Below are 20,474 nucleotides of genomic sequence, written 5' to 3'. Positions count from 1 at the left end.
TGGTGGGCCCGGAGGGACTCGAACCCCCAACCAAGCGGTTATGAGCCGCCGGCTCTAACCATTGAGCTACAGGCCCTGCCGGTGAGGGCAGTGGTTCGACGCAATGGTTCGTCTCACCTTGGTGCCCGCTCTAACGCAATTCTTCACCGGTCACAAGCGGTTGCCGCAATAGCTTCACAATGAACCTGCAGGTATGGTTCTGTAATGTCAACGAATTGCCTCGTTCCCATCGCTTTCAGCCTGCTGCAGGCTGGGTGGGTCGAAATCTAGAGAAGAACACAAGGAAGAACCGATGAAGCCTTTCACCCGTTTTGCTTATGCCGCACTCCTCGTGCCCATGGTGCTTTCCGGTCCCTTGTCCAGTAGCGTTTTGGCTCAGGAAAGCAAACCGCGCGAAGCTCAGATCAACGTATCAGGCGAGGGGGAGACTGCTGTCGCTCCCGATATGGCCATCCTTTCCCTGACCGTGCTGCAGCAGGCTGAGACCGCCGAGGCGGCCCTCACTGCCAACAATGCCGCCATGCGCAATGTAGTCGGTGCACTGCGTGAACGCGGGGTCGAGGAGAAAGATATCCAGACAAGCCAGTTCCAGATTTTTCCACGCCACGAGCAGACGGATGCAAAAGATGGAAACTCGGATCCCGGCAAGATCGTCGGGTATCAGGTCAGCAACGCCCTGACCGTTCGGGTGCGTGATCTCTCAAAACTCGGCGCGCTCCTTGATCAGTCGGTCAAGCTGGGCGTCAATGAAGGAGGGCAGATCAGCTTCACCAACGATAATCCCGAAGCTGCTTTGACCGAGGCTCGCAAGAAAGCCGTCGCTCAGGCACTTGCCAAGGCAAGGACTTTGACGGAGGCCGCAGGTGTCAAGCTTGGCCGTATCATCGAGATGAGCGAAAATTCGGTGCGTCCTATGGCGCAGCCTATGATGCGGATGGCGATGGCAAAGGAAATGGCCGGGGATTCCGTTCCTGTTGCCGCCGGAGAAAGCACCTATACGGTGATTGTCAATGTGACCTTCGCCTTGCAGCAGTAAGCTGACTGAAGGTCGCATGTCCTCCCCCAAAAAAGCCCGGTCGCACATGCGGCCGGGCTTTTTGGTTGTGCAGATCACGGTTCGGGCTGATGCCTTAGCGGCGAATTACCGGGCATCCGCGTTCGTTGGCGAAGACCACGCGGTCACGGCCATGCCGGTCGCGACCCACGACGACGATGGCGCGGCGGGAGGCATCGACAATCCGGGCGCGCCGCAGCCCCATGCGCTCGGCCTTATCGAGCGCACGCCCTGGGGAGCAGCCGGGGCGGTCATGATGGCGGCGCCAATCGCGGCCCCGATCGTCATGTCGTTCGTAATATTGCACGTATAAGCCGTTTCCATTGGGGCCGAAGCCTCGTTCGGAGGCGGCCGCTGTGGACGCGGTGGCGGAAATACCGCTCAGGGCGACGATTGCGGCAAGTCCGATCCTGGTGAGCAAACTGGTCATGGGAGATCCTCCGGTTGCAGCCTTTTTTCTTTTCGCCATGTCAGGCGATGACCGGATATTATTTCTCAAAGCCTGAACGCATCCCCAAGGGTACGTTCAGGCTGGGTTCAGCGCGGCAACGGGTGATCCGGGTGTCAGGCTGAAAGATGGAGAACAATTTCGCGGCGATGTGGCTGGTCGCGATGTTCAAAAAGATAGATGCCTTGCCATGTGCCGAGCATTAGGCGTCCTCCATTCACAGGGATGCCTATCGATACTGCTGTCAGTGCAGCCTTGATATGAGCCGGCATGTCATCCGGCCCCTCGGTCGTGTGAACGACCCAACTCATGTCCGGATGGATGGAGGGAGGGACCAGTCGGCCGAAAAAGGTTTTCAGATCCCTCTGGACGTCGGGATCGGCGTTTTCCTGTATGAGCAAGGAACATGAAGTATGCCTGACAAACACTGTCAGTAGCCCTTGGCCGACATGATGGTTGCGAACGAAGGCGTCAGCCTGGTCCGTGAATTCGTACAGGCCCTGGCCCTGGGTGGATACGGAAAGCATGGTTTGCGGCATCAAATCCTCCGTTTTTCCGCCCGATCTCTTTTAGCTGATCTCGTGTTCCCCATGTAGAGGAGAGGCATGCATCCGGTTTCAGGTCGAGGGTTACCAGAATCAGCGCAAGCGGGTTAGCGTAGGCCAGATGATCGTCAGGACCTACCAAACGTCAATATGGGCGGAATGGCCTGTCAAATTCTTGCGTGATAGCGCTTATCCCCTATCTAGACTGGAGGTTCAACAAGCCTGCGAGAGAGCATGCCACTGCATCAGCAATTCAGTCGTCGTTTCATCGATCGTTTCATGACTTTCGAGCCGTTAAGCCTTATCATCTTCGCCTTGATGGCAGGCGGGATTTTTGCCTTCCTGACGCTGACGGGAGAGGTGCTTGAGGGAGATACACATGCGTTCGACGAGGAAATTCTGCTTGCACTGAGACAGGCAACCGATCTTGCAGTGCCGATCGCTCCTTCCTGGGTGACGCATGCCGTGGGTGATATTACCGCGCTTGGCGGGGTTACGGTGCTTTCGCTGATGACCGTTCTCGCTGTCGTCTACCTTCTACTCGCGCGGCAAACGGCAATTGCGATATTCATGTTTCTTTCGATCGCCGGTGGGTGGGTTGTGAGCAGTGCTCTCAAGCTCGGTGTTGCGCGGCCCCGCCCGGATATCGTTCCGCATCTGGTCGAGGTTCATGACATGAGCTTTCCGAGCGGCCATGCCATGCTTTCGGCTGTCACCTATCTGACCCTCGCAGCACTTCTTTCCCGTGCGCAACAATATCGCTCCACGCGGATATTCCTTCTGGCTACGGGGATCCTGCTGACGTTCATGATCGGTTTGTCGCGCCTCTATCTTGGCGTTCATTACCCAACCGATGTGCTGGGTGGTTGGTGTGCCGGTGCCGCCTGGGCTGCCGGTTGTTGGCTGCTGGCACGCCGCTTCATTGAACGAGAGCCGAAAAACTCCATCTCCATCCGCTGAAATTTCTCGTCATGCAAATCCACATTGTTGGGATCCATTAGTCGCAGTCCAGCGTATCAAGCATGAGCTCGATAGAGGATGCCATGGCTGAAACGATAACAGGAAGACGCCTTGCCTGGATTACCGGTGCGAGTTCGGGCATAGGGCGCGCGGTCGCGCTGAAGCTGGCGGACCGAGGCTGGCAGGTTGCGGTCAGTGCGCGTTCCGGCGCCAAGCTCGAGGCGCTTGCGGCGGAGCGGCCGGGGCTTATCCATGCCTATGTTCTCGATATCACCGAAGGGGAATCGGTGAGGGATGCGGCGCTGAATATCGAGCAGTCACTCGGGCCTATCGATCTCGCGCTATTTTCCGCCGGCGGATATGTGCGTGAAAGCGCGCGCCGGTTCGATGCCGAAAAGCTGGCTGAACTGTTCAATCTGAATGTCGTCGGCACCGGGCATGCGCTTCAAGCGGTGATGGCGCCGATGATTGCTCGGCGTCGCGGACATATTGCGGTGGTTGCCTCGGTGGCCGGTTATATCGGCCTGCCGGGTGGTGGAGTTTATGGCGCAACGAAATCGGCGCTGATTACCCTTTGCGAAGCGTTGCGGCCGCAGCTTGAACGGGAAGGGGTGGTACTGCAGGTCATCAATCCCGGCTTTGTCGATACGCCGATGACGAAGACGAACGATTTTCCGATGCCCTTCCTGATCAAGGAAGACGAGGCGGCAGATGCCATCATCAAGGGGCTTGAGAGCAGTCGCTTCGAGATCGTCTTCCCGTGGAAGATGAAGGTGGCGATGAAGCTGCTTGCCGCTTTGCCCTATCCGATCAGCCTTGCGATTACACGTAGGATGCTTCGCAAGGAGGATGCCATCGATTCAAAAAGATAGAGCGTCCTTTGTGCGTCCATTCGGACGCACGGCGCTCTAGCGAGCAAGCCTGAACTGCACGACATCGAGGCGGCCGGTGCGAAATCCGGCGGCGCAATATTGCAGGTAATAGTGCCACATGCGGAAGAAGCGTTCGTCAAAGCCGTGGGACATTATGCGCTGCCAGTTCTCTCTGAACGCCTTGTCCCACAAAAGCAGGGTGCGCTCGTAATCGCGGCCGAAGCAGAAGCGATCCTCGACCGAAAACTCTGAGGCTCGTGCGGCGGCTTCGAACGCCTTGATGCTGGGCAGCATGCCGCCTGGGAAGATGTAGGCCTGAATGAAGTCCGCATGGCTTCGGTAATGGGCGAACCGTTCTTCGGCGATCGTGATGACCTGGACGAGAGCCTGTCCCTTCGGAGAAAGCAGGGATCTGACCCGGTCAAAATAGGTTTGCCAATTCTCTTCGCCGACCGCCTCGAACATCTCGATCGAGACGATCTTGGTGAATGTGCCTTCGCAGTCGCGATAATCTTCCAGACGGATATCGGCGCGGTCTTCGAAGCCTGCCTGCCTCAGCCGCGTTTCGGTAAAGGCGGCCTGTTCCTTGGAAAGCGTCAGCCCGGTGACGCGGCACCCGGTTGCTCGGATCGCCTCTTCGGCAAAGCCGCCCCAGCCGCAGCCGATCTCGAGCACATGATCATCCTTGCCGATCTTCAGTTCCTCGATGATGCGGCGGTATTTGGTTTTCTGCGCATCGGCCAGGTTTTCGCGCGGGTTGGAGAAAATGGCGGAAGAATAGGTCATGGTTTCATCGAGCCACTGCCCGTAGAACGCATTGCCGAGGTCGTAGTGGTAGGCAATGTTGCGGCGACTGCCGGCCTTCGAATTGCGGTTCAGCCGGTGGCGGATGCGCGCGACGAAGGCGGCAAGTGGGCTCGCCTTCATGATGCCCTGCCAGCGAGCCTCGTTGGCGATTGCCAGATCCATCACTGCGCCCAGATCCGGAGTTTCCCATTCGCCTTCGAGATAGGAGGTGGCAAAGCCGAGACTGCCGCCTGTCGCCAGTCGGCGAAGCGGGCGCATCGTCTTGAATTCGATCGTGGCTGTCGGCCCGCTTGCCTCTCCAACGAAACGCGCTTCACGGCCGCTTGGAAACCGCAGCGCCAGTTGCCCCACCGCCATGCGATTGGCCCATCGGCAGAGAATTCTTTCAAGAAACGAAAAGGACGGCAACGGCAGTTCAAGCTTGTGGTCGACATCCGACATCAGCGGGTCTCCGTCCGTGGGCTATGGGCTACGATGGTCGAGGCTCTGGGTGAGGTTGCGCGCGCATGACGATGAACGGGCACCCGCTTCAGCCACAGGCGCAGCGCCTCCCAATGGATGGCGGCCGTTACCTTGAACGTCATCAGCGGATATCTGAAAAAGGCCATCGCCAAGCCGCGGTCGGTGAGGGGTGACTGCCTGCCCTGGAACATCGCATAGAGAAACATGCCGTCAGCGTCGGATTCCTTGATGGCGATCCGCACCTGCTCTGCAGGTATCCTTACCGAGAAATCGTAGCGGCAATCCATCGGCACGAAGGGCGAGACGTATAAATCCTTCGTACAGGAATGGCTTATCTGGCCGCCGTCCTCGCCAGCGGCTGGAATGATATAGGCGTGGCGTTCGTGGAAGGTGTTGCAGACTTCGTAGATGACTGCGCGCAATTCGCTCTGACGATCGTAGCAGAAATAGACGGTGAGGGGATTGAAGACGTAACCGAAAATGCGGGGGTAGCAGAGAACCCTTATGCTCAGGTGATCCGTATTTATTCCGGCATCCAAGAGTTGGCTCGCAACCCATGTCTTGAGGCCGCCCGATACGCCGTCGCCATGGTCCTTTTCCCAGAAGCTGAACAGGCCCCGCCGGTTGACGCCGAAAAGGCGCAGCGACCTGTCCAGCGTCGGAAGTTCGTCGAGATCGAGCAACAGCGAAAAGACGCTGTAGCGCAGGTTATGCTTTTTCGGCCTCAGCCTCGTGTGGACGACAGCGCCGGCATAGATGCTGGAGGTCTGGCTCATTCGGCAGCCTCGCGGAATTCCTCGATCCTGATGCGGCCGGATTCGTTTTCGACGCTCCATGGGCGGCGGTCACCTCCGAGCGCCTCGGCGACGGCGAGCCCCGATTGAAGGCCATCCTCGTGGAAGCCGCTGCCGAAATAGGCGCCGCAGAACCATGTGCGGTTGCGGCCTTGAAGCTGCCAAAGGTCGTTCTGGGCTTTCAGGGCGCGCGTGTCGAAGCGCGGGTGGGTATAGTCATAGGTGCCGTGGATCAATGTCGGCTGCGGTTGCCGGTTTGGGTTGAGCGTGAGAAAGAGAGACCGGTCTGTGTCGAGCTTCTGAAGCCTGTTCATCCAGTAAGTGACGCAGAGCTGCTGATCGCCGTTGCCTTCCGTGCCGCTCAGATAGTTCCAGCTCGACCAGACATTGCGGTGTTTCGGCATCAAGGCCGGATCGCTGTGCAGGACCGCCTTGTTGCGGGTGTAACCGAACGCGCCAAGCAGATCCCGTTCGTGGTCGTCGGCATCTGTCAGCATGTTGAGGGCTTCATCCGCATGGGCTGCGATCACCACATCATCGAATTCGTCCGAATGGCCGTGCGTGTCGGTCATCGTCACGCCGTTTGCGGCGCGGCGGATCGAGGCGACCGGAGTGGAAAGCCTGATCGTTCCATTAAAGTCTGCGGCCAGGCGCGTGACATATTCCCGGCTGCCGCCTTCGACGGTGCGCCATTGCGGCCTGCCGGAGAGAAGCAGCAGACCGTGGTTGACGAAGAAGCGCAGGAAGGCGTGCAGGGGGTAATCATGCATTTCGCTGGCCGTCGTCGACCAGATGGCGGCTCCCATCGGCATCAGGTGATCGTTGATGAAGGTCGCGGAGTAGCCTGCCTGACGGAGATAGTCACCGAGCGTGATCTCCTGCATATCCGGCTGATCCAGAAGGGCGGGGGACTGTTTGTAGAATTTGAGAACGTCGCGCAACATGGACCAGAAGCGGGGCCGGACGATGTTTCTTTTCTGCCCGAGAAGTCCTTTCAGGCCGGTGCTGCTATATTCGAACCCGCCATTATCCATGGATGCTGCAAACGACATGTCCGAAGCGATCGTCGGCACGTTCAGATGTTCGAACAAGGCCACGAGGTTTGGATAATTGGTTTCATTATAGACGATGAAGCCGGTATCTACTGCGACGCTGCGGCCCTCTATTTCGACATTCACGGTATTGGCATGACCACCCAGCCGGTCCGAGGCTTCGTAAAGAGTGACATTATTGCTTTTCGACAATAGCCATGCGCAGGACAGGCCGCTGATGCCTAAGCCGATGACTGCGATCCTTTTCGCTTCCTGTCCGAAATTCCCAGTCAAAGGCGTCATCCCAGCATCCTCGCTCTCGTCTGCAATCCAATACGAACTAGGGCGGCAATCGGATCTCAGCAAAAAATCACAAAGGGTGTGATCCACATCTGGAAGTCTTTCGTAAAGCTTGCCATGAACTTGAGCTCACCTATCTCGCTTGATAAATGGCAAATATACCGACCGTCGCCTATACGGCTGGCGGGACTAGCAGCGCGTGGGCTCGGGATGAACAATAAAAACTCCGGTGGCTCGGAAGCCGAGGATCTCGCGAAGGCCGAGATGGTGCGGCTCCTATCCATCGTCGGACGGGACCGCAGCGCAGATGCGTTCGAAGCTATATTCCGGTTTTATGCGCCACGCATCCGCAGCTTCATGGCAGCCAAAACCAAAGACAGGCAAGCCGCCGAAGAGTTGATGCAGGAAACCATGACTGCGGTGTGGAACAAGGCCGGCCAATTCGATCCGGCGCGCGGCAGCGTGTCTGCTTGGATCTATACAATCGCGCGCAATGTGCGCATCGATGCCTACAGGCGCAAACGCCCGGAATTCGACATGAATGATCCGGCGTTCGTTGCTGACGACGTCGCCCCAGCCGATCAGGAGTTCCAGCAGATTCAGGAGGCGCAGTTGTTGCGCGGTGCGATGGCGACCTTGCCGGAGGAGCAACTGGACGTGCTGCGACGGGCCTTCTTCGATGAGGCTTCTCATTCAACGATCGCGCGCGATCTTGGTGTTCCGCTCGGAACCGTGAAATCACGCATCAGGCTGGCGTTCGAGAAACTACGTTCCTCGCTGGAGGGACGGCTATGAACGTGAAGCATCATTTGAGCGACGAGTTTCTGATCGAGTATGCCGCGGGAAGTCTTTCTGAAGGCTGGAGCCTTGCGGTGGCGAGCCATCTGGCGCTTTGCCCCGCATGTCGCCAGCGCCTTCATGCGATGGAAGGGGCTGCGGGAGCGCTTTTGGATAAGGCAGACGAAAGCGCCAACGAAGACGAAGCCTGGGCCCGCTTCAAGGCACGGGCGGCTGATATCAAGGTCGAGGAAATCAAGCTTGAGGCTCCAAGGGCTACACAGCAGCCAGTCGTGCTTCCGGAACCACTTCGATCCTATGTCGGTGGCGACCTTGCAGATCTCAAATGGCGAGCGCTCGGGCGTGGTGCCTATCAGATCCTGATCGATACGAATGATAAGGATACGCAGGTGAGGCTGCTGCGCATTCCGGCCGGAAAGCCAGTTCCGGAGCACACCCATGAGGGACGCGAACTGACTCTGGTGCTGGCGGGAAGTTTTCACGATGGCGAAGAGCTGTTCGCCCGCGGGGATATAGAGGAAGCCGACGGCGATCTGCTGCATACACCCAAGGCGACAGAGGGAGAGGATTGCATCTGCCTCGCCGTGACCGAAGCGCCGCTCAAATTCTCGAGCTGGATTGTGCGGCTGGTGCAGCCGATCCTGAAAATCTGAGAGGACGAGATGACCTATCTGCTTGCCTATATGGGAACTGTGGTCGCCTTCCTCGGTCTCGATTTTATCTGGCTCGGTACTGTCGCCACGGGTTTTTACCGCAGCCGGATCGGCAGCCTTTTGCTTGACCAACCTAACTTCGTAGTCGCCGGTATTTTCTATCTCTTCTATGTTGCCGGTATCGTCTACTTCGCAGTTCAGCCTGCGCTGGTGTCCGGAAACTGGACCACAGCAGCCATTGCAGGTGCCATTCTCGGCCTGATTGCCTACGGCACTTACGACATGACGAACCTTGCTACTCTGAAGAACTGGTCACCGATGGTCAGTGCCGTCGACATGGCCTGGGGGACTGTTCTTACCTCGTTTTCGGCGGTCGTCGGCTATTGGGTGGCGCAGAAGTTTTCCAGCGGCATCTGAATGTCGCCGATCGGCGACATGGGTGCATGCTCAACGGCGAAGCATATTGCTGGGCCATTTTTGAGCGAGATATCCGTGATGCTGTGATCAAGCAGTGCTGCTTGCGCCAAACGTCTCTGCGACCAACCGGTTGAGCTTCTGAGGATGCCAAGGTTTGGGAAGCATGGGCAGGCCTTTGAGCCTGCTCTTGAGTTCCGGCAGTTCGGCATGGCTGCTGCAGATGATAACCGGAACGTCCCGTTCCCGAAGCATCTCGATGACCGGAACTGACAGTTCGCCATGGAGATTGAGATCGACGATGGCGCCCGCCAGATCATTGCGCGGGATTGCATCCATCGCGTCGGCGATCCTGCCGAAAGGGCCTATGATGTTGTGGCCGGTTTGGAGCAGATGGTCTTCCATGTCCATCGCCAGAAGAAGATCGTCCTCCAGTAGGAGGATGTTCGGATAGTCGTTCAGATCATCGGCTTCCGTCATTTTACCTTTACAGTGTGATATGAGGACCAGGGCAAGATGACACCTGGTCCAAATATTTCAAGCGTGGCTTTCGTCTTACACGACGTTTGACAGACTTATAAAGTTCCACCTTACTTAAAGGTTAAGATGTTTGCGCGGATCTTCGTTGGGCTTTTCCGGCAAGTTCTCCATCAATGCCGCAAGGTCAGGATCCGGTTTTTCCGACAGGACGATCTTCACCGTCGCCAGCAGGTCACCATATCCGCCACCGGTCTTCGGGGCGCCCTTACCCTTAAGACGCAGCGTCGTGCCGGTATTGGTTTTGGGCTTTAGCATTACATTCAGGTAACCTCCGGGCGTCGGTACCTTGATCTTGCCGCCGAGCACCGCCTCGCGAATGGTGATCGGGATTTCCACGCGGATATCATCGCCGTCGCGCTTAAAGAACGGGTGCGGTTTGATCTTGATCTCGATGAGGGCGTCGCCATCCTGACCTTTTGGCGCGCCTTTGCCTCCCTTGCCGCGCAGGCGCAAGACCTGGCCGTCGCGCGTGCCTGCGGGGATCTTTACATCAAGCGATGAACCGGTGCCGAAGGAGACCGGTGCGGTCGTGCCGTTGATGGCGTCGAGGAAGGGGACTTCCATCGTGTAGTGGACGTCTGCCCCCTTCGAGCGAAACTGCCCGCCGCCGAATTGCGAGCCTGTCTGACCTCCGCGGCGGGACATGAAGCTTTCGAAAATATCCTCGAAACCGCCGAATTGCGAAAAGCCGCCTTCGTCGAAAAAGGCTTCTCCGCCATTGGCGCCGGCATATTCGCGATGCTGCTGGAATGGAGCGCGTTCGACGCCATTGATGTCGATCTCGCCACGGTCGAAGCGGGCGCGCTTTTCCTCATCGCCGAGGATTTCGTTGGCGGCGGATATCTCCTTGAAGATGTCCTCGGCCTTCTGATCTCCGGGGTTCAGATCGGGGTGATATTTCTTGGCGAGCTTTCGAAAGGCGCTCTGGATGTCCTTCTGCGACGCATCCTGCTTCACGCCCAAAATTTCATATGGATTCTGTCTCATCACTACCTCCAGACGCAAAACATGAGTTGAAACCAAAGCCGTTTCGGGGAGCCGAGGGCACGGTTTCAGGCGGCTTTGCAGCGGTCCGATCCGTCATCGGACAAGGGTAATGGACGGCGCTCCGCTTTATCCGGCGGGCACTAAAGGGGATCATGCCTTCGTCGCACCATATCCTCATCAAGCAACATGGTCGGTAGAAGCTGCGGAATTCATCGTGCCGGTCCCAATCAGGCAACCGGCAATCATGAGGTGGTGTTTCCAAATGGGAACTTCAAGGGAGGGTTACCGTTACCAATGCGCCCGCCGGGGTGGGGAATACGCAGCGATGACCAGTTCTGAAGGTTCAGACTGAGGACGCGCGAACCGCCCGAAACGGTGGTGAACTGGACGCAACAAAGAGGACAAGGAAAAGATGGACATGAAAAACCAGAACAAGCTCCTGGCGCTTCTCTCTCACGATGATTATGCCGCCCTCGAACCTGTCTTGGAACGAATTGATCTTCCGCAAGGCTTTGTGCTGTCGGCGCCGGGCGAACCGCTCGAATACTGCTATTTCCCGTTTTCCGGCGTGATCTCCACTGTCGTGACATCCCCGTCTGGCAAGCGCACGGAGATCGGGCTTCTGGGCCGCGAGGGCGTGTCACCGTCTTCCGTTGCGCTGGGCGCGGCGGATGCACCCTATCTCGTCGTCATGCAGGTGCCGGGACATGGCGTGCGCGTGCCGATTGCCGTGATGCGCAGGATGATGGAAGTCTCGCCTGGCTTGAAGCGGCTTTTGACGCGCTGGGCGCATGTGGCGATGAGCCAAGCCGCTTTCACGGCGCTGTCGAATGCCATCCATCCTGTCGATGAGCGGCTGGCGCGATGGATCCTGATGTGCCACGACCGTGTGGATGGCGATGCGATCGACCTGACGCACGAATTCCTGGCGATCATGCTGTCGGTACGCCGACCGAGCGTGACGGTGGCGCTGCATGTGCTGGAAGGCAAGCAACTGATCTATTCGCATCGCGGCACGATCATTGTTCGTGACCGCAAGGCGCTGGAGCAGTTTGCTGCGGATTCCTATGGCGGTGCTGAGCGGGAATATGAACGCATGTTCGGCGATATCGAGGATATCACCCGCAAATCGGCTTAGATGACTGCAAGCCGGGTTCTGATCCGGTCGGCCAGGGCGTCCGGATCGCTCGGCTTGCTCATCCATTCGCTGCCTTCGAAAAGCTCCGCACTCCATTCCGGCGGCTTTTCGCTGCCGGTGTAGATCATGAAGGGGATACTGTCTTGCTGCAGGCGGGCAAGCACCGGCTGGCTGTCGCCATCATTGAGGTAGAGATCGAGCAGCACGAAGTCGGGTGACGATGCGTCAAGCCATTCCAGCGCCTCTCTCTGGGAGCGGAGTGTGACAAAATTGCTCAAGCCCTTGTCTACAAGCGCTTCCTCCACGTCGAGGGAGATCAGCGGCTGGTCTTCCAGCAACAATATGAGCTTGTCTGCCAATTCGAATCTCTTCCCCTGCAAGATACTGATTAGTTAAACGGTTTTTGCGCGCGTGTACCCCTTTGTCTGATACCGTACCGAGGGGGTCCGGCGGGTTGTGTCGCGAATTTTATGGCCATAGATGGAAATCGTTCAAATCAAGCGGAGACTTCTCGTTCAGAGGAAGCCGAACAGGCCATGTTCTCCTATCAAGGATGAGCGATGGCTGACATTCGGCAAACGGCGGTCCGTAACAATTTGCTTCGGCTGATGAGCCCTACGAGCTTCTCCGCAATTGCCGCCCATCTGAAGCCGATGGACCTGCCGCGCGGTTTCGAGCTCTCGGAACCGCATGAGGCTGCGGAATATGCCTATTTCCCGGAAACGGGCATTGCCTCGATCGTCGCCCGCTCACCGCAAGGGCAGCATGCCGAGATCGGTATTTTTGGCCGAGACGGGATGACGCCGGCGGCAGTCGTGCTCGATGCGGGGTCCGATCCGTTTTCGATCTTCATGCAGGTTCAGGGTGACGGTTTCCGCATCTCTACCGAGCTTTTGAAGTCGTTGCTCGATCGGGACGCTGATCTCAAGAACCTGCTTGGACGGTATGTTCAGGCACTATCGGTGCAGGGGGCCTTTACCTCGCTTTCCAATGCCGTCCACCATATCGACGAGCGGTTGGCGCGGTGGATATTGATGTGCCACGACCGCACCGATGGCGACGAGATCAGCCTGACGCATGAGTTCCTGTCGATCATGCTGGCGGTTCGGCGTCCGAGCGTGACGACGGCGCTGCATGTGCTTGAGGGCCGCAAGCTGATCTATTCCGAACGTGGCATGATCATCGTGCGCGACAGGCCGGCACTCGAACAGTTCGCCGCCGATGCTTACGGCGAAAGCGAGCGGGAATATTTTCGGCTGCTTGGGCCTTACAACTGATCGCAAGAGCTCCGGCAATCAGCAATAGGGCGCCAATCCGTTTCCGAATTGACGCCCCGAAAGCAATCCTGAAAGACTGCCGGCTTATCAGGCGCGCTCCTCCCAGAGCTTGGCCAGTTCGACGATCGTCTTCACGGCCTTTTCCATGTCCTGGCTGCTGACCCATTCGATCGGCGAATGGAAGGCGTGGCCGCCGGCGAAGATGTTGGGGCAGGGCAGGCCCATGAAGGAAAGACGTGCACCGTCGGTGCCGCCGCGAATGCTGCCGCGTACCGGCGACATGCCGGCCCGACGGATCGCCTCGATGGCGTTGTCGACGATCTCGGGGTGATGGTCGAGCACTTCTTTCATGTTGCGATACTGCTCGGTGATCTTCAGCGTATGCGACGAACCGGGATAGTCGGCCATGACTTCGTCGATGATGGTTTCGAGCAGCTTTGCCTTTTCTTTCAACCCTTCTGTCCTGAAATCGCGCAGAATGAGGCTGATCTTGGCGCCTTCCATCGTACCGGAGACGGAGGTCGGATGGATGAAACCGTCGCGGCCCTTTGTCGTTTCAGGCGTCATGTCCTTCGGCAATTTGGCTATGATGTTGCCGGCGATGCGGATGGCGTTTTCCATCTTGCCATAGGCGAAACCGGGATGGATCGCGACACCCTTGATCAGGATGTCTGCGCTATCGGCCGAGAAGGTCTCGTCCTCGATCGTGCCTGCTGTTTCGCCGTCGAGCGTGTAACCGAAATCTGCGCCGAGCTTCTGCAGGTCGACCTTGGCGACGCCGCGGGCGATTTCCTCGTCGGGCGTGAAGAGGATGCGGATCGTGCCATGCTTGATGTCGGGATTGGCGAGCAGATATTCGGCAGCGGTCATGATCTCGGCAAGGCCGGCCTTGTCGTCGGCGCCCAGCAGCGTCGTGCCGTCGGAGGTGATGACGTCGTTGCCGATCTGGTTCTTCAGTTCCGGATGTTCGGACGTCTTGATGGTGCGGCTCTTGTCGCCCGGCAGCGTGATGTCGCCGCCCTGGTAATTGCGGATCACCTGCGGCTTGACGTCGGTGCCGGAAAAATCCGGTGCGGTGTCCATGTGGGCGCAGAAGCAGATGACCGGGACGTTGTTCTTGCCGGTGTTCGAGGGGATCGTCGCATAGACGTACCCGTGCTCGTCAAGCTCGGCGTCCTTTACACCGATCGCCTGCAATTCACCGACCAGAAGCCGGCCGAGATCGAGCTGCTTGGCTGTCGATGGCTGGGTGAGTGAAGAGGCGTCGGACTGGGTGTCGAGCACGACGTAACGGAGGAAACGGCTGGTAACGGTATCGGTCATGATGAAATCCGGATGGGACAAATGAGTATAATGCGGCTGACCATAGACCTCGGCGCGCGTGTCGTGAACCGCAATTTCTTGCATAAGAATGACGCCCGAAATGAAAGATCCCGCCGAAGCGGGATCTGGGCCTCGGATGGTGTCGGTTCCTATCGGAACAGGCTCGGTAGCCAGAGCGACAAAGCGGGGATGTATGTCACCGCAAGGAGAACTGCGAGGCTGGCGCCGAAGAAGGGCCAGATCGTGCGCATCGCCTCGCGGATCGATATGCCGCCGACGGCACAACTGACGAAGAGCACGGTTCCGACAGGTGGCGTGTTCAACCCGATGCCGGCATTGAGGATCATCACGACGCCGAAATGGACCGGATCGATGCCGAAGGCCTTGACCACCGGAAGCAGGATCGGGGTAGCGATGATGACCATCGGCGCCATGTCCATGAAGGTGCCGAGGATCAGAAGGATGACGTTGATCATCAGGAGCACGATGATCGGATTATCCGAGATGGCGCTGATCGCGGCGATGATCAGTGTCTGCACCTGCAGGAAGGCCATCAGCCAGCCGAAGGAGGCAGCGGTGCCGATGACCAGCAGGACCATGGCCGTGGTGCGGACAGCGCCCATGACGGCCTCGACGAAGCCTGCCCAATCCAGCTCCCGGTAGACGAGCATGGCAACCAGGAAGGCGTAGAGGACAGCGATGCAGGAGCTTTCCGTTGCGGTGAAGACGCCGGAGCGCACGCCGCCGAAGATGATGGCGATCAGCAGGATGCCGGGGAGGGAGGCTGCCAGATAATAACCGAGGCGGCGGAAGCCGGGGAAGGCGTCGGCCGGATAACCCCGTCTGACGGCGACCCACCATGCGGTGAACATCAGTGCTGCGGCGAGAAGCAGGCCGGGGATGATACCGGCGGTGAAGAGATCGGCGACCGAGACATTGCCGCCGGCGGCGATCGAATAAAGGATCATGTTGTGCGACGGCGGGATCATCAGGGCGATGATGGCCGCATTGGCGGTGACGTTGACCGCATAATCCCGATCATAGCCGCGCTTGGCCATTTGCGGGATCATCAGGCCGCCGACGGCCGAGGCATCGGCGACGGCCGAACCGGAAATGCCACCGAACAGGGTCGAGGCGACGACATTGACCTGACCGAGGCCGCCACGCATGTGCCCGACCAGACCGGCCGCAAAGCGGATCAGTCTTGCAGCGATGCCGCCGCGCACCATCAGGTCGCCGGCGAAAATGAAGAACGGGATCGCCATCATGGCAAAGACGTTCATGCCGGAATTCATCTGCTGAAAGACGACGATCGGCGGCAAACCCAGATAAAGCACCGTCGCGAAAGACGCGATGCCGAGGCAGAACGCAATCGGCATGCCGATGATCATCAGGAAAGTGAAGGAAGCGAAAAGGATCGTATAGGCCATTACGCAGCCTCCTGGACAAGCACGTCGGCCGCGATTTCCTCGCCGATTGCGACATCGATGAAACGTTCAAGCGCAAAGATCGCGATCATCGCGCCGCCGGCGATCATCGGGAAGAAATCTGTGCCGCCCGGCCAGCCAAGCACGGGGATTCGGGCAGTCCATGTGCCGGCTGCCAGAAGGGTCGAGTAATAGGCCATGCCGATACCGAAAAGCACGATAAGGCCCAGGCTCAGAAGGTCCATGGCCTTCTGGATGTTGGGCGGCATCATGTAACGGACGATGTCCAATCCCAGATGGACGCTTTCGCGCACACCGACGGCGGCGCCAAGCATGATGAACCAGGACATCAGGTAGAGCGATAATGGCTCCGACCATGCCGGGGAGTCATTGAGTACGTAGCGGCCGAAGATCTGCCAGCCGACGATCAGCGTCATGGCGATCATGCCTATGCCGGCGATCCAGAGTGATAAGCGGCTGACAACACCCAGCGCGGGTCTTATCGCCTGCATGAATTTTCGCATTGTTCCGTTCCTCCTCCTTCCGGACTTTGCGCCGGATATGCAAAAGCCGGCCTCGAAGGAGGCCGGCTTTCATTTTTGCGATTATTGAACTGCCTGGATTTCTTCCAGCAGAGACTTCATCGAAGCGTCGGTGACGAACTTGTCGTAGACCGGCTTCATCGCGGCGGAGAACTCTTCCTTGTTGACGTTGATGACGTTGACGCCACCGGCGCGGACCTTTTCTTCCGAGGTCTTTTCGCGGGCGGTCCAGAGTTCGCGCATCTTCACGACCGAGTCCTTGGCTGCCTGACGGACGATCTTCTGGTCTTCCGGGGTCAGCTTGTCCCAGGAGACCTTGGACATGACCAGGATTTCCGGGTTCATCGAGTGCTGGGTCAGCGTGTAGTTCTTCGCCACTTCGTAATGACGGGCAGACTCGTAGGACGGCCAGTTGTTTTCCGCGCCGTCGACCACACCGGTTTCGAGCGAGGAATAGACTTCGCCCATCGGCATCGGCGTCGGGTTGGCGCCAAAAGCCTGCATCATGGCGATCCAGAGGTCGGACTGCTGGACACGGATCTTCAGGCCCTTGAGGTCGGCCAGTTTTTCGACGGGCTTCTTGGTGGTGTAGAATGAGCGGGCGCCACTGTCATAGTAGGCCAAGCCGATCAGGCCGTGGGGTTCGAAGGCAGCCAGGATCTTGTCGCCGATCGGACCGTCGACGACCTTATGCATATGGTCGGTCGAGCGGAACAGGAAGGGCAGGCCGAGGACGACCGTTTCCGGGATCAGGTTGTTGAACGGTGCCGCATTGACGCGGTTCATGTCGATGACACCGAAACGGGTCTGCTCGATCGTGTCCTTTTCGCCGCCGAGCATCGAGTTGTTCATCACCTGGATGGCGATACGGCCGCCGGTGCGTTCCTTGACGAGATCGCCCATATATTTGACCGCATCGACGGTCGGATAACCGTCCGGATGGATGTCGGCCGAGCGCAACGTGACCTGCTGCGCGTAAGCGAGCGGTGCGGCAGTCGTCGCAGCAAGTGCGAGCGTCAGCGCCAGCCCGAGAGCTTTCGTGATTTTCATGTTTTCCTCCTCCAAAGAAACCGGTGCCTCCACGCACCGGTTGTTCAAAATATCAACTCGTTGATGCACTCCATTCCTGCAGACCGAAAAGGGTCTGCGGGTTCTCTATCAGGGCTAGATGCCGAGCGTTTTCGTTCGGCAGCCAGCCAAGTACGGTATCGGTCAAGGCCGCGTCATCCGGGTAATCCGCCTGTTCGCGGGCCAGATTGTGCGGCCAGTTCGTGCCCCAGACAATCCGTTCCGGGGCGTAGTTTGCTATCTCGCGCGCAACGGCTGCGATATCGGCGTAATCGGGGCCGCCTGTTTTCGATGATTCATAGACGCCGGCGAACTTGAACCAGCAGTTTCCTGCGTCGATCAGGCGTTTGACGGCTGAGATCTCTTCACTGTCGGGCGTGACGCCGGAAAAGAATTTACCGTGGTGGTCGAAAACCCAGCGGGATTTCAGGTTTGCCAGGCGTGCTTCGTGGTGAAGTATATTGCTGCCGTCGAACTGGACGGCCAGCATCCAGCCGTGGGCGGCTGCTTTCGCATCGACCGTTTCGAGTTCCTTGAGATCAACGGCACCGCCCGGCAGATCCATGATGCGGGCACCGACAATGCCGGCCTCTGAAAGGCGGACCATCTCGGCATCATTGGTATTGCCATCGATGATGCCGACACCGCGGGCGACATCGCCCATGATGTCGAGGCAGGCAACCAGGTTGGAGTTATCCCGCTGATGCGCATTGCCTTGCGTGATGATGACCCGATCGATGCCGAGCCATTGCATGAGCTGGCGATATTGATCGGGATCGGGCAGGGCGCCGGCCGGAAGGCCCGGTCCGCCGGGGAGGGACGGATACCCCGGCAGATACATATGCATCTGTGTGTCGACCGCACCCTGCGGCAGCTTGATCTTCGGAACCTTGCCGGCGAGGGTGCGAACGAGCATCAGGCCGCTCCCTTGTCGTCGGGCATACGGAACTCCTTCAGTGCATCGCGGTCGATCTCGATGCCCAGGCCGGGGCCGTTCGGGATCTGCACCACGCCGCCCTTGTGTTCGATCGGCGTCTTGACGATTGCCTGACGGAAGGGATTGTGAGTGCGATCGAATTCGAGGATCGGGTCGATCGGATTGACGCGGACAGGGCTTGGCACCATCGCGGCCATGAATTGCAGGGCCGCTGCGATATGGATGGCGGTACCCCAGACGTGGGGAACGACGCGGATGCCGTGAAGCGCCGCAAGATCCGCAACGCGCTTGGCTTCGGTAAAGCCGCCAACGCCTGCCAGATCCGGCTGGACGATATCGATGGCGCGAGTTTCGATTGGCTCGCGCATGCCCCAGCGAGTATGCCATGTCTCGCCGCCGGCAACCGGGATCGGCTGTTTGGCGCGGACCTCGCGATAGGCCGCAAGCTGTTCGGGCACAACGGGTTCCTCGAACCAGTCTATGCCGTATTGCGCAGCGGCATTGCCGAGGCGGATCGCCTCGACGGCGTCGTAACCGTGGTTGGCGTCGATCATGAGCCGCATGTCTGGGCCGGCGGCTTCACGGACGGCGCGGATGACGCGCAGGTCTTCCTCAACGCCGAAACCGATCTTGATCTTGGTCGCGTGAAAGCCTTCTGCCCTATAGCGGGCAACGTCGGTCGCATTGTCCTCGACGCGGTCGACGCCGTCACGCTTGAAGCTGCCTGTTGCGTAAGCCTTGATGCTCTCGCGGAAACGCCCGCCGAGAAGGATGGAAATGGGGGCGTTGAAATGCTTGCCCTTGATATCCCAGAGCGCCATGTCGATGCCGGAAAGGGCGGTGACGGTCAGGCCGCGCTGACCCTGATCCCGAAGCGCATTGTAGAGCTTGGCCCAGATCTTCTCGGTCTCGAGCGGATTTTCACCGATCAGCCAGTTGGCATAGGCCTGGACGACTGCGGCATTGGGACGGGCAGGGCCGAGGCATTCGCCCCAGCCCACCGTGCCGTCGTCGCACTCGATCTCTACCAATATGTGAGCCCGGCGATCGAAGCGCATGGACGCGCTTTCGAAAGCCACATCGAGCTGGTGTTCAAGAAGGTGAGTGCGAACCGACGCTATTTTCATCCGGCTTACCTCTTGTGGCTGCCGATGAGCTTCAGGAGCATCTGCTCCTCTTCCGCCGTCAGGTCGTCGAGCGGCGGGCGGACCTTGCCGGCATCGAAGCCCTGCAGGCGCACACCGGCCTTGATGGCAGCGACGGCATAACCCTTGCGGCGGGCACGAAGAGCCATGAAGGGGTAGAAGAAGTCCCTCAGGATTTCTTCGCAACGGGCACGGTTGCCTGCGCGAAGCTCCTTGTAGAATTCGACAGCAAGACCGGGAACGAAGTTGAAGACGGCCGACGAATAGGTGGTGAAACCGGCGCCGAGATAGGCTTCGGCAAACAGTTCCGCAGTCGGCATGCCGCCGAGATACATAAGACGGTCGCCCATCGTGGCGGTAACCTGACGGACGAGACCGATATCGCCGGTGCCGTCCTTGAAGCCGATCAGGTTCGGGCACTCGTCGCAAAGGCGCTTCAGCGTGTCGACCTGCAGGACGGAGTTGTCACGGTTATAGACCATGACGCCGATGCCGACAGACTGGCAGATTTTCTTGACGTGCTGATAGAGGCCTTCCTGCGGCGCATCGATCAGGTAGTGCGGCAAAAGAAGAATGCCATCGGCACCGGCCTTTTCGACTGCCTTTGCCATTTCGACGCCGACACGGGTGCCGAATCCGCAACCGGAAACGATCGCGGTATTGCTGTTGCCGGCCGCTTCCTTGGCGGATTTCACAATGGTCGGCACTTCATCAGGAGAGAGCGAAAAGAACTCGCCGGTGCCACCGGCGGCAAAAAGAACCGGCGCTTCGAAACCGGACAGCCATTCGATGTGGCGCTGGTAGCTATCCTGTTTGAACTCCCCCTCGTCGTCGAAATGGGTAACAGGAAAGGACAATAGGCCGGCGCCGAGCGCCGCCTTGATTTCTTCAGGCGTCATAATGGAATTTCCTCTTGAATGTCTCCTCCAGACAGAAATTGTCGTACAGGTTG

The 20,474-nt window shown here is 58.7% G+C and carries 23 protein-coding genes and 1 tRNA gene; 8 read left to right on the top strand and 16 right to left on the bottom strand.

The window, feature by feature from the left end:
* A tRNA-Ile gene (locus JZX87_RS13495) sits at positions 1–76 on the bottom strand.
* A gap of 216 nt (positions 77–292) precedes the next feature.
* Here JZX87_RS13495 and JZX87_RS13490 point away from each other — a divergent pair.
* Positions 293–1,036 (top strand): SIMPL domain-containing protein, encoded by a 744-nt coding sequence (locus tag JZX87_RS13490; protein ID WP_206826106.1) that lies wholly within the window; start codon positions 293–295, stop codon positions 1,034–1,036.
* Positions 1,037–1,130: 94 nt separating this feature from the next.
* On the opposite strand, the gene JZX87_RS13485 is transcribed toward JZX87_RS13490, so the two are convergent.
* Both JZX87_RS13485 and JZX87_RS13480 read right to left on the bottom strand, forming a co-directional pair.
* A complete protein-coding gene (locus JZX87_RS13485; protein ID WP_206826104.1) occupies positions 1,131–1,484 on the bottom strand; it encodes a hypothetical protein in 354 nt (117 codons plus the stop codon).
* Positions 1,485–1,618: 134 nt separating this feature from the next.
* Positions 1,619–2,041: a secondary thiamine-phosphate synthase enzyme YjbQ gene (locus JZX87_RS13480; RefSeq protein WP_206826102.1), complete on the bottom strand. Its 423-nt coding sequence runs from the start codon at positions 2,039–2,041 to the stop codon at positions 1,619–1,621.
* A gap of 240 nt (positions 2,042–2,281) precedes the next feature.
* On the opposite strand from JZX87_RS13480, the gene JZX87_RS13475 reads away from it, so the two are divergent.
* Positions 2,282–3,007 carry a phosphatase PAP2 family protein gene (locus JZX87_RS13475; protein WP_206826100.1) on the top strand — a complete coding sequence of 242 codons (726 nt, stop codon included), beginning with the start codon at positions 2,282–2,284 and terminating at the stop codon, positions 3,005–3,007.
* An 83-nt stretch (positions 3,008–3,090) separates the two neighbouring features.
* Positions 3,091–3,879, top strand: a complete 789-nt coding sequence (locus tag JZX87_RS13470; RefSeq protein WP_206826098.1) for an SDR family NAD(P)-dependent oxidoreductase — start codon at positions 3,091–3,093, stop codon at positions 3,877–3,879.
* A gap of 36 nt (positions 3,880–3,915) precedes the next feature.
* On the opposite strand, the gene JZX87_RS13465 is transcribed toward JZX87_RS13470, so the two are convergent.
* Genes JZX87_RS13465 through JZX87_RS13455 form a run of 3 tightly spaced genes read right to left on the bottom strand, consistent with a single transcriptional unit; the run spans position 3,916 to position 7,276 of the window.
* Entirely contained in the window at positions 3,916–5,127 is a 1,212-nt protein-coding gene (locus tag JZX87_RS13465; RefSeq protein WP_206826091.1) for an SAM-dependent methyltransferase, read from the bottom strand.
* A complete protein-coding gene (locus JZX87_RS13460; RefSeq protein ID WP_206826088.1) occupies positions 5,127–5,924 on the bottom strand; it encodes a DUF1365 domain-containing protein in 798 nt (265 codons plus the stop codon). The genes JZX87_RS13465 and JZX87_RS13460 overlap by 1 nt, the downstream gene beginning before the upstream one ends.
* The gene (locus JZX87_RS13455) at positions 5,921–7,276 is read right to left on the bottom strand and encodes an NAD(P)/FAD-dependent oxidoreductase (RefSeq protein ID WP_206826086.1); all 1,356 of its coding nucleotides are present in this window, start codon (positions 7,274–7,276) and stop codon (positions 5,921–5,923) included. Before JZX87_RS13455 ends, JZX87_RS13460 begins: the two co-directional genes overlap by 4 nt.
* Before the next feature lie 114 nt (positions 7,277–7,390).
* Between JZX87_RS13455 and JZX87_RS13450 the strand changes: the two genes are divergently transcribed.
* Genes JZX87_RS13450 through JZX87_RS13440 form a run of 3 tightly spaced genes read left to right on the top strand, consistent with a single transcriptional unit; the run spans position 7,391 to position 9,141 of the window.
* Positions 7,391–8,068 carry a sigma-70 family RNA polymerase sigma factor gene (locus JZX87_RS13450; RefSeq protein ID WP_353654192.1) on the top strand — a complete coding sequence of 226 codons (678 nt, stop codon included), beginning with the start codon at positions 7,391–7,393 and terminating at the stop codon, positions 8,066–8,068.
* Positions 8,065–8,724 (top strand): ChrR family anti-sigma-E factor, encoded by a 660-nt coding sequence (locus tag JZX87_RS13445; RefSeq protein WP_206826080.1) that lies wholly within the window; start codon positions 8,065–8,067, stop codon positions 8,722–8,724. The genes JZX87_RS13450 and JZX87_RS13445 overlap by 4 nt, the downstream gene beginning before the upstream one ends.
* Before the next feature lie 9 nt (positions 8,725–8,733).
* Positions 8,734–9,141, top strand: coding sequence for a DUF2177 family protein (locus JZX87_RS13440; RefSeq protein ID WP_183821437.1), 408 nt, complete (start codon positions 8,734–8,736; stop codon positions 9,139–9,141).
* Positions 9,142–9,228: 87 nt separating this feature from the next.
* Here JZX87_RS13440 and JZX87_RS13435 read toward each other — a convergent pair whose 3' ends face one another.
* Together JZX87_RS13435 and JZX87_RS13430 are read right to left on the bottom strand one after the other, a co-directional pair.
* Complete coding sequence (locus tag JZX87_RS13435) at positions 9,229–9,618, bottom strand: response regulator (protein WP_148147560.1); 390 nt, start codon at positions 9,616–9,618, stop codon at positions 9,229–9,231.
* A 114-nt stretch (positions 9,619–9,732) separates the two neighbouring features.
* Entirely contained in the window at positions 9,733–10,665 is a 933-nt protein-coding gene (locus JZX87_RS13430; RefSeq protein ID WP_206826078.1) for a DnaJ C-terminal domain-containing protein, read from the bottom strand.
* Between the two features lie 418 nt (positions 10,666–11,083).
* Between JZX87_RS13430 and JZX87_RS13425 the strand changes: the two genes are divergently transcribed.
* A complete protein-coding gene (locus JZX87_RS13425) occupies positions 11,084–11,803 on the top strand; it encodes a Crp/Fnr family transcriptional regulator (RefSeq protein ID WP_148147562.1) in 720 nt (239 codons plus the stop codon).
* On the opposite strand, the gene JZX87_RS13420 is transcribed toward JZX87_RS13425, so the two are convergent.
* Positions 11,800–12,162 carry a response regulator gene (locus JZX87_RS13420; RefSeq protein ID WP_206826074.1) on the bottom strand — a complete coding sequence of 121 codons (363 nt, stop codon included), beginning with the start codon at positions 12,160–12,162 and terminating at the stop codon, positions 11,800–11,802. The genes JZX87_RS13425 and JZX87_RS13420 overlap by 4 nt on opposite strands.
* A 201-nt stretch (positions 12,163–12,363) precedes the next feature.
* Between JZX87_RS13420 and JZX87_RS13415 the strand changes: the two genes are divergently transcribed.
* Entirely contained in the window at positions 12,364–13,080 is a 717-nt protein-coding gene (locus JZX87_RS13415) for a Crp/Fnr family transcriptional regulator (protein ID WP_206826073.1), read from the top strand.
* Between the two features lie 87 nt (positions 13,081–13,167).
* On the opposite strand, the gene pepT is transcribed toward JZX87_RS13415, so the two are convergent.
* The 7 genes from pepT to kdgD form a co-directional block, all read right to left on the bottom strand.
* Positions 13,168–14,403 carry a peptidase T gene (pepT, locus tag JZX87_RS13410; protein WP_206826072.1) on the bottom strand — a complete coding sequence of 412 codons (1,236 nt, stop codon included), beginning with the start codon at positions 14,401–14,403 and terminating at the stop codon, positions 13,168–13,170.
* A gap of 149 nt (positions 14,404–14,552) precedes the next feature.
* The gene (locus JZX87_RS13405) at positions 14,553–15,833 is read right to left on the bottom strand and encodes a TRAP transporter large permease (RefSeq protein WP_148147566.1); all 1,281 of its coding nucleotides are present in this window, start codon (positions 15,831–15,833) and stop codon (positions 14,553–14,555) included.
* Complete coding sequence (locus tag JZX87_RS13400; RefSeq protein WP_148147567.1) at positions 15,833–16,354, bottom strand: TRAP transporter small permease; 522 nt, start codon at positions 16,352–16,354, stop codon at positions 15,833–15,835. The genes JZX87_RS13405 and JZX87_RS13400 overlap by 1 nt, the downstream gene beginning before the upstream one ends.
* 81 nt (positions 16,355–16,435) lie before the next feature.
* Positions 16,436–17,422 (bottom strand): TRAP transporter substrate-binding protein, encoded by a 987-nt coding sequence (locus JZX87_RS13395; RefSeq protein WP_148147568.1) that lies wholly within the window; start codon positions 17,420–17,422, stop codon positions 16,436–16,438.
* Positions 17,423–17,474: 52 nt separating this feature from the next.
* Positions 17,475–18,356, bottom strand: coding sequence for an amidohydrolase family protein (locus JZX87_RS13390; RefSeq protein WP_148147569.1), 882 nt, complete (start codon positions 18,354–18,356; stop codon positions 17,475–17,477).
* Positions 18,356–19,504 (bottom strand): mandelate racemase/muconate lactonizing enzyme family protein, encoded by a 1,149-nt coding sequence (locus JZX87_RS13385; protein WP_206826071.1) that lies wholly within the window; start codon positions 19,502–19,504, stop codon positions 18,356–18,358. Before JZX87_RS13385 ends, JZX87_RS13390 begins: the two co-directional genes overlap by 1 nt.
* A gap of 5 nt (positions 19,505–19,509) precedes the next feature.
* Positions 19,510–20,421: a 5-dehydro-4-deoxyglucarate dehydratase gene (gene kdgD, locus JZX87_RS13380; RefSeq protein WP_206826069.1), complete on the bottom strand. Its 912-nt coding sequence runs from the start codon at positions 20,419–20,421 to the stop codon at positions 19,510–19,512.
* Positions 20,422–20,474: the final 53 nt, after the last annotated feature.

It is taken from the genome of Agrobacterium sp. Ap1 (assembly GCF_017313375.1).
Taxonomy (GTDB): Bacteria; Pseudomonadota; Alphaproteobacteria; order Rhizobiales; family Rhizobiaceae; genus Neorhizobium; species Neorhizobium cellulosilyticum.
The sequence above is the reverse complement of the archived record's forward strand: the minus strand, read 5'-3'. Positions and strand labels throughout refer to the sequence as shown.

Excerpts from the sequence above, each read along its gene's own strand:
- JZX87_RS13490 (WP_206826106.1), top strand. The coding sequence starts at position 293 with ATGAAGCCTTTCACCCGTTTTGCTTATGCCGCACTCCTCGTGCCCATG.
- JZX87_RS13485 (WP_206826104.1), bottom strand. The coding sequence starts at position 1,484 with ATGACCAGTTTGCTCACCAGGATCGGACTTGCCGCAATCGTCGCCCTG.
- JZX87_RS13480 (WP_206826102.1), bottom strand. The coding sequence starts at position 2,041 with ATGCCGCAAACCATGCTTTCCGTATCCACCCAGGGCCAGGGCCTGTAC.
- JZX87_RS13475 (WP_206826100.1), top strand. The coding sequence starts at position 2,282 with ATGCCACTGCATCAGCAATTCAGTCGTCGTTTCATCGATCGTTTCATG.
- JZX87_RS13470 (WP_206826098.1), top strand. The coding sequence starts at position 3,091 with ATGGCTGAAACGATAACAGGAAGACGCCTTGCCTGGATTACCGGTGCG.
- JZX87_RS13465 (WP_206826091.1), bottom strand. The coding sequence starts at position 5,127 with ATGTCGGATGTCGACCACAAGCTTGAACTGCCGTTGCCGTCCTTTTCG.
- JZX87_RS13460 (WP_206826088.1), bottom strand. The coding sequence starts at position 5,924 with ATGAGCCAGACCTCCAGCATCTATGCCGGCGCTGTCGTCCACACGAGG.
- JZX87_RS13455 (WP_206826086.1), bottom strand. The coding sequence starts at position 7,276 with ATGACGCCTTTGACTGGGAATTTCGGACAGGAAGCGAAAAGGATCGCA.
- JZX87_RS13450 (WP_353654192.1), top strand. The coding sequence starts at position 7,391 with ATGAACTTGAGCTCACCTATCTCGCTTGATAAATGGCAAATATACCGA.
- JZX87_RS13445 (WP_206826080.1), top strand. The coding sequence starts at position 8,065 with ATGAACGTGAAGCATCATTTGAGCGACGAGTTTCTGATCGAGTATGCC.
- JZX87_RS13440 (WP_183821437.1), top strand. The coding sequence starts at position 8,734 with ATGACCTATCTGCTTGCCTATATGGGAACTGTGGTCGCCTTCCTCGGT.
- JZX87_RS13435 (WP_148147560.1), bottom strand. The coding sequence starts at position 9,618 with ATGACGGAAGCCGATGATCTGAACGACTATCCGAACATCCTCCTACTG.
- JZX87_RS13430 (WP_206826078.1), bottom strand. The coding sequence starts at position 10,665 with ATGAGACAGAATCCATATGAAATTTTGGGCGTGAAGCAGGATGCGTCG.
- JZX87_RS13425 (WP_148147562.1), top strand. The coding sequence starts at position 11,084 with ATGAAAAACCAGAACAAGCTCCTGGCGCTTCTCTCTCACGATGATTAT.
- JZX87_RS13415 (WP_206826073.1), top strand. The coding sequence starts at position 12,364 with ATGGCTGACATTCGGCAAACGGCGGTCCGTAACAATTTGCTTCGGCTG.
- pepT (WP_206826072.1), bottom strand. The coding sequence starts at position 14,403 with ATGACCGATACCGTTACCAGCCGTTTCCTCCGTTACGTCGTGCTCGAC.
- JZX87_RS13405 (WP_148147566.1), bottom strand. The coding sequence starts at position 15,833 with ATGGCCTATACGATCCTTTTCGCTTCCTTCACTTTCCTGATGATCATC.
- JZX87_RS13400 (WP_148147567.1), bottom strand. The coding sequence starts at position 16,354 with ATGCGAAAATTCATGCAGGCGATAAGACCCGCGCTGGGTGTTGTCAGC.
- JZX87_RS13395 (WP_148147568.1), bottom strand. The coding sequence starts at position 17,422 with ATGAAAATCACGAAAGCTCTCGGGCTGGCGCTGACGCTCGCACTTGCT.
- JZX87_RS13390 (WP_148147569.1), bottom strand. The coding sequence starts at position 18,356 with ATGCTCGTTCGCACCCTCGCCGGCAAGGTTCCGAAGATCAAGCTGCCG.
- JZX87_RS13385 (WP_206826071.1), bottom strand. The coding sequence starts at position 19,504 with ATGAAAATAGCGTCGGTTCGCACTCACCTTCTTGAACACCAGCTCGAT.
- kdgD (WP_206826069.1), bottom strand. The coding sequence starts at position 20,421 with ATGACGCCTGAAGAAATCAAGGCGGCGCTCGGCGCCGGCCTATTGTCC.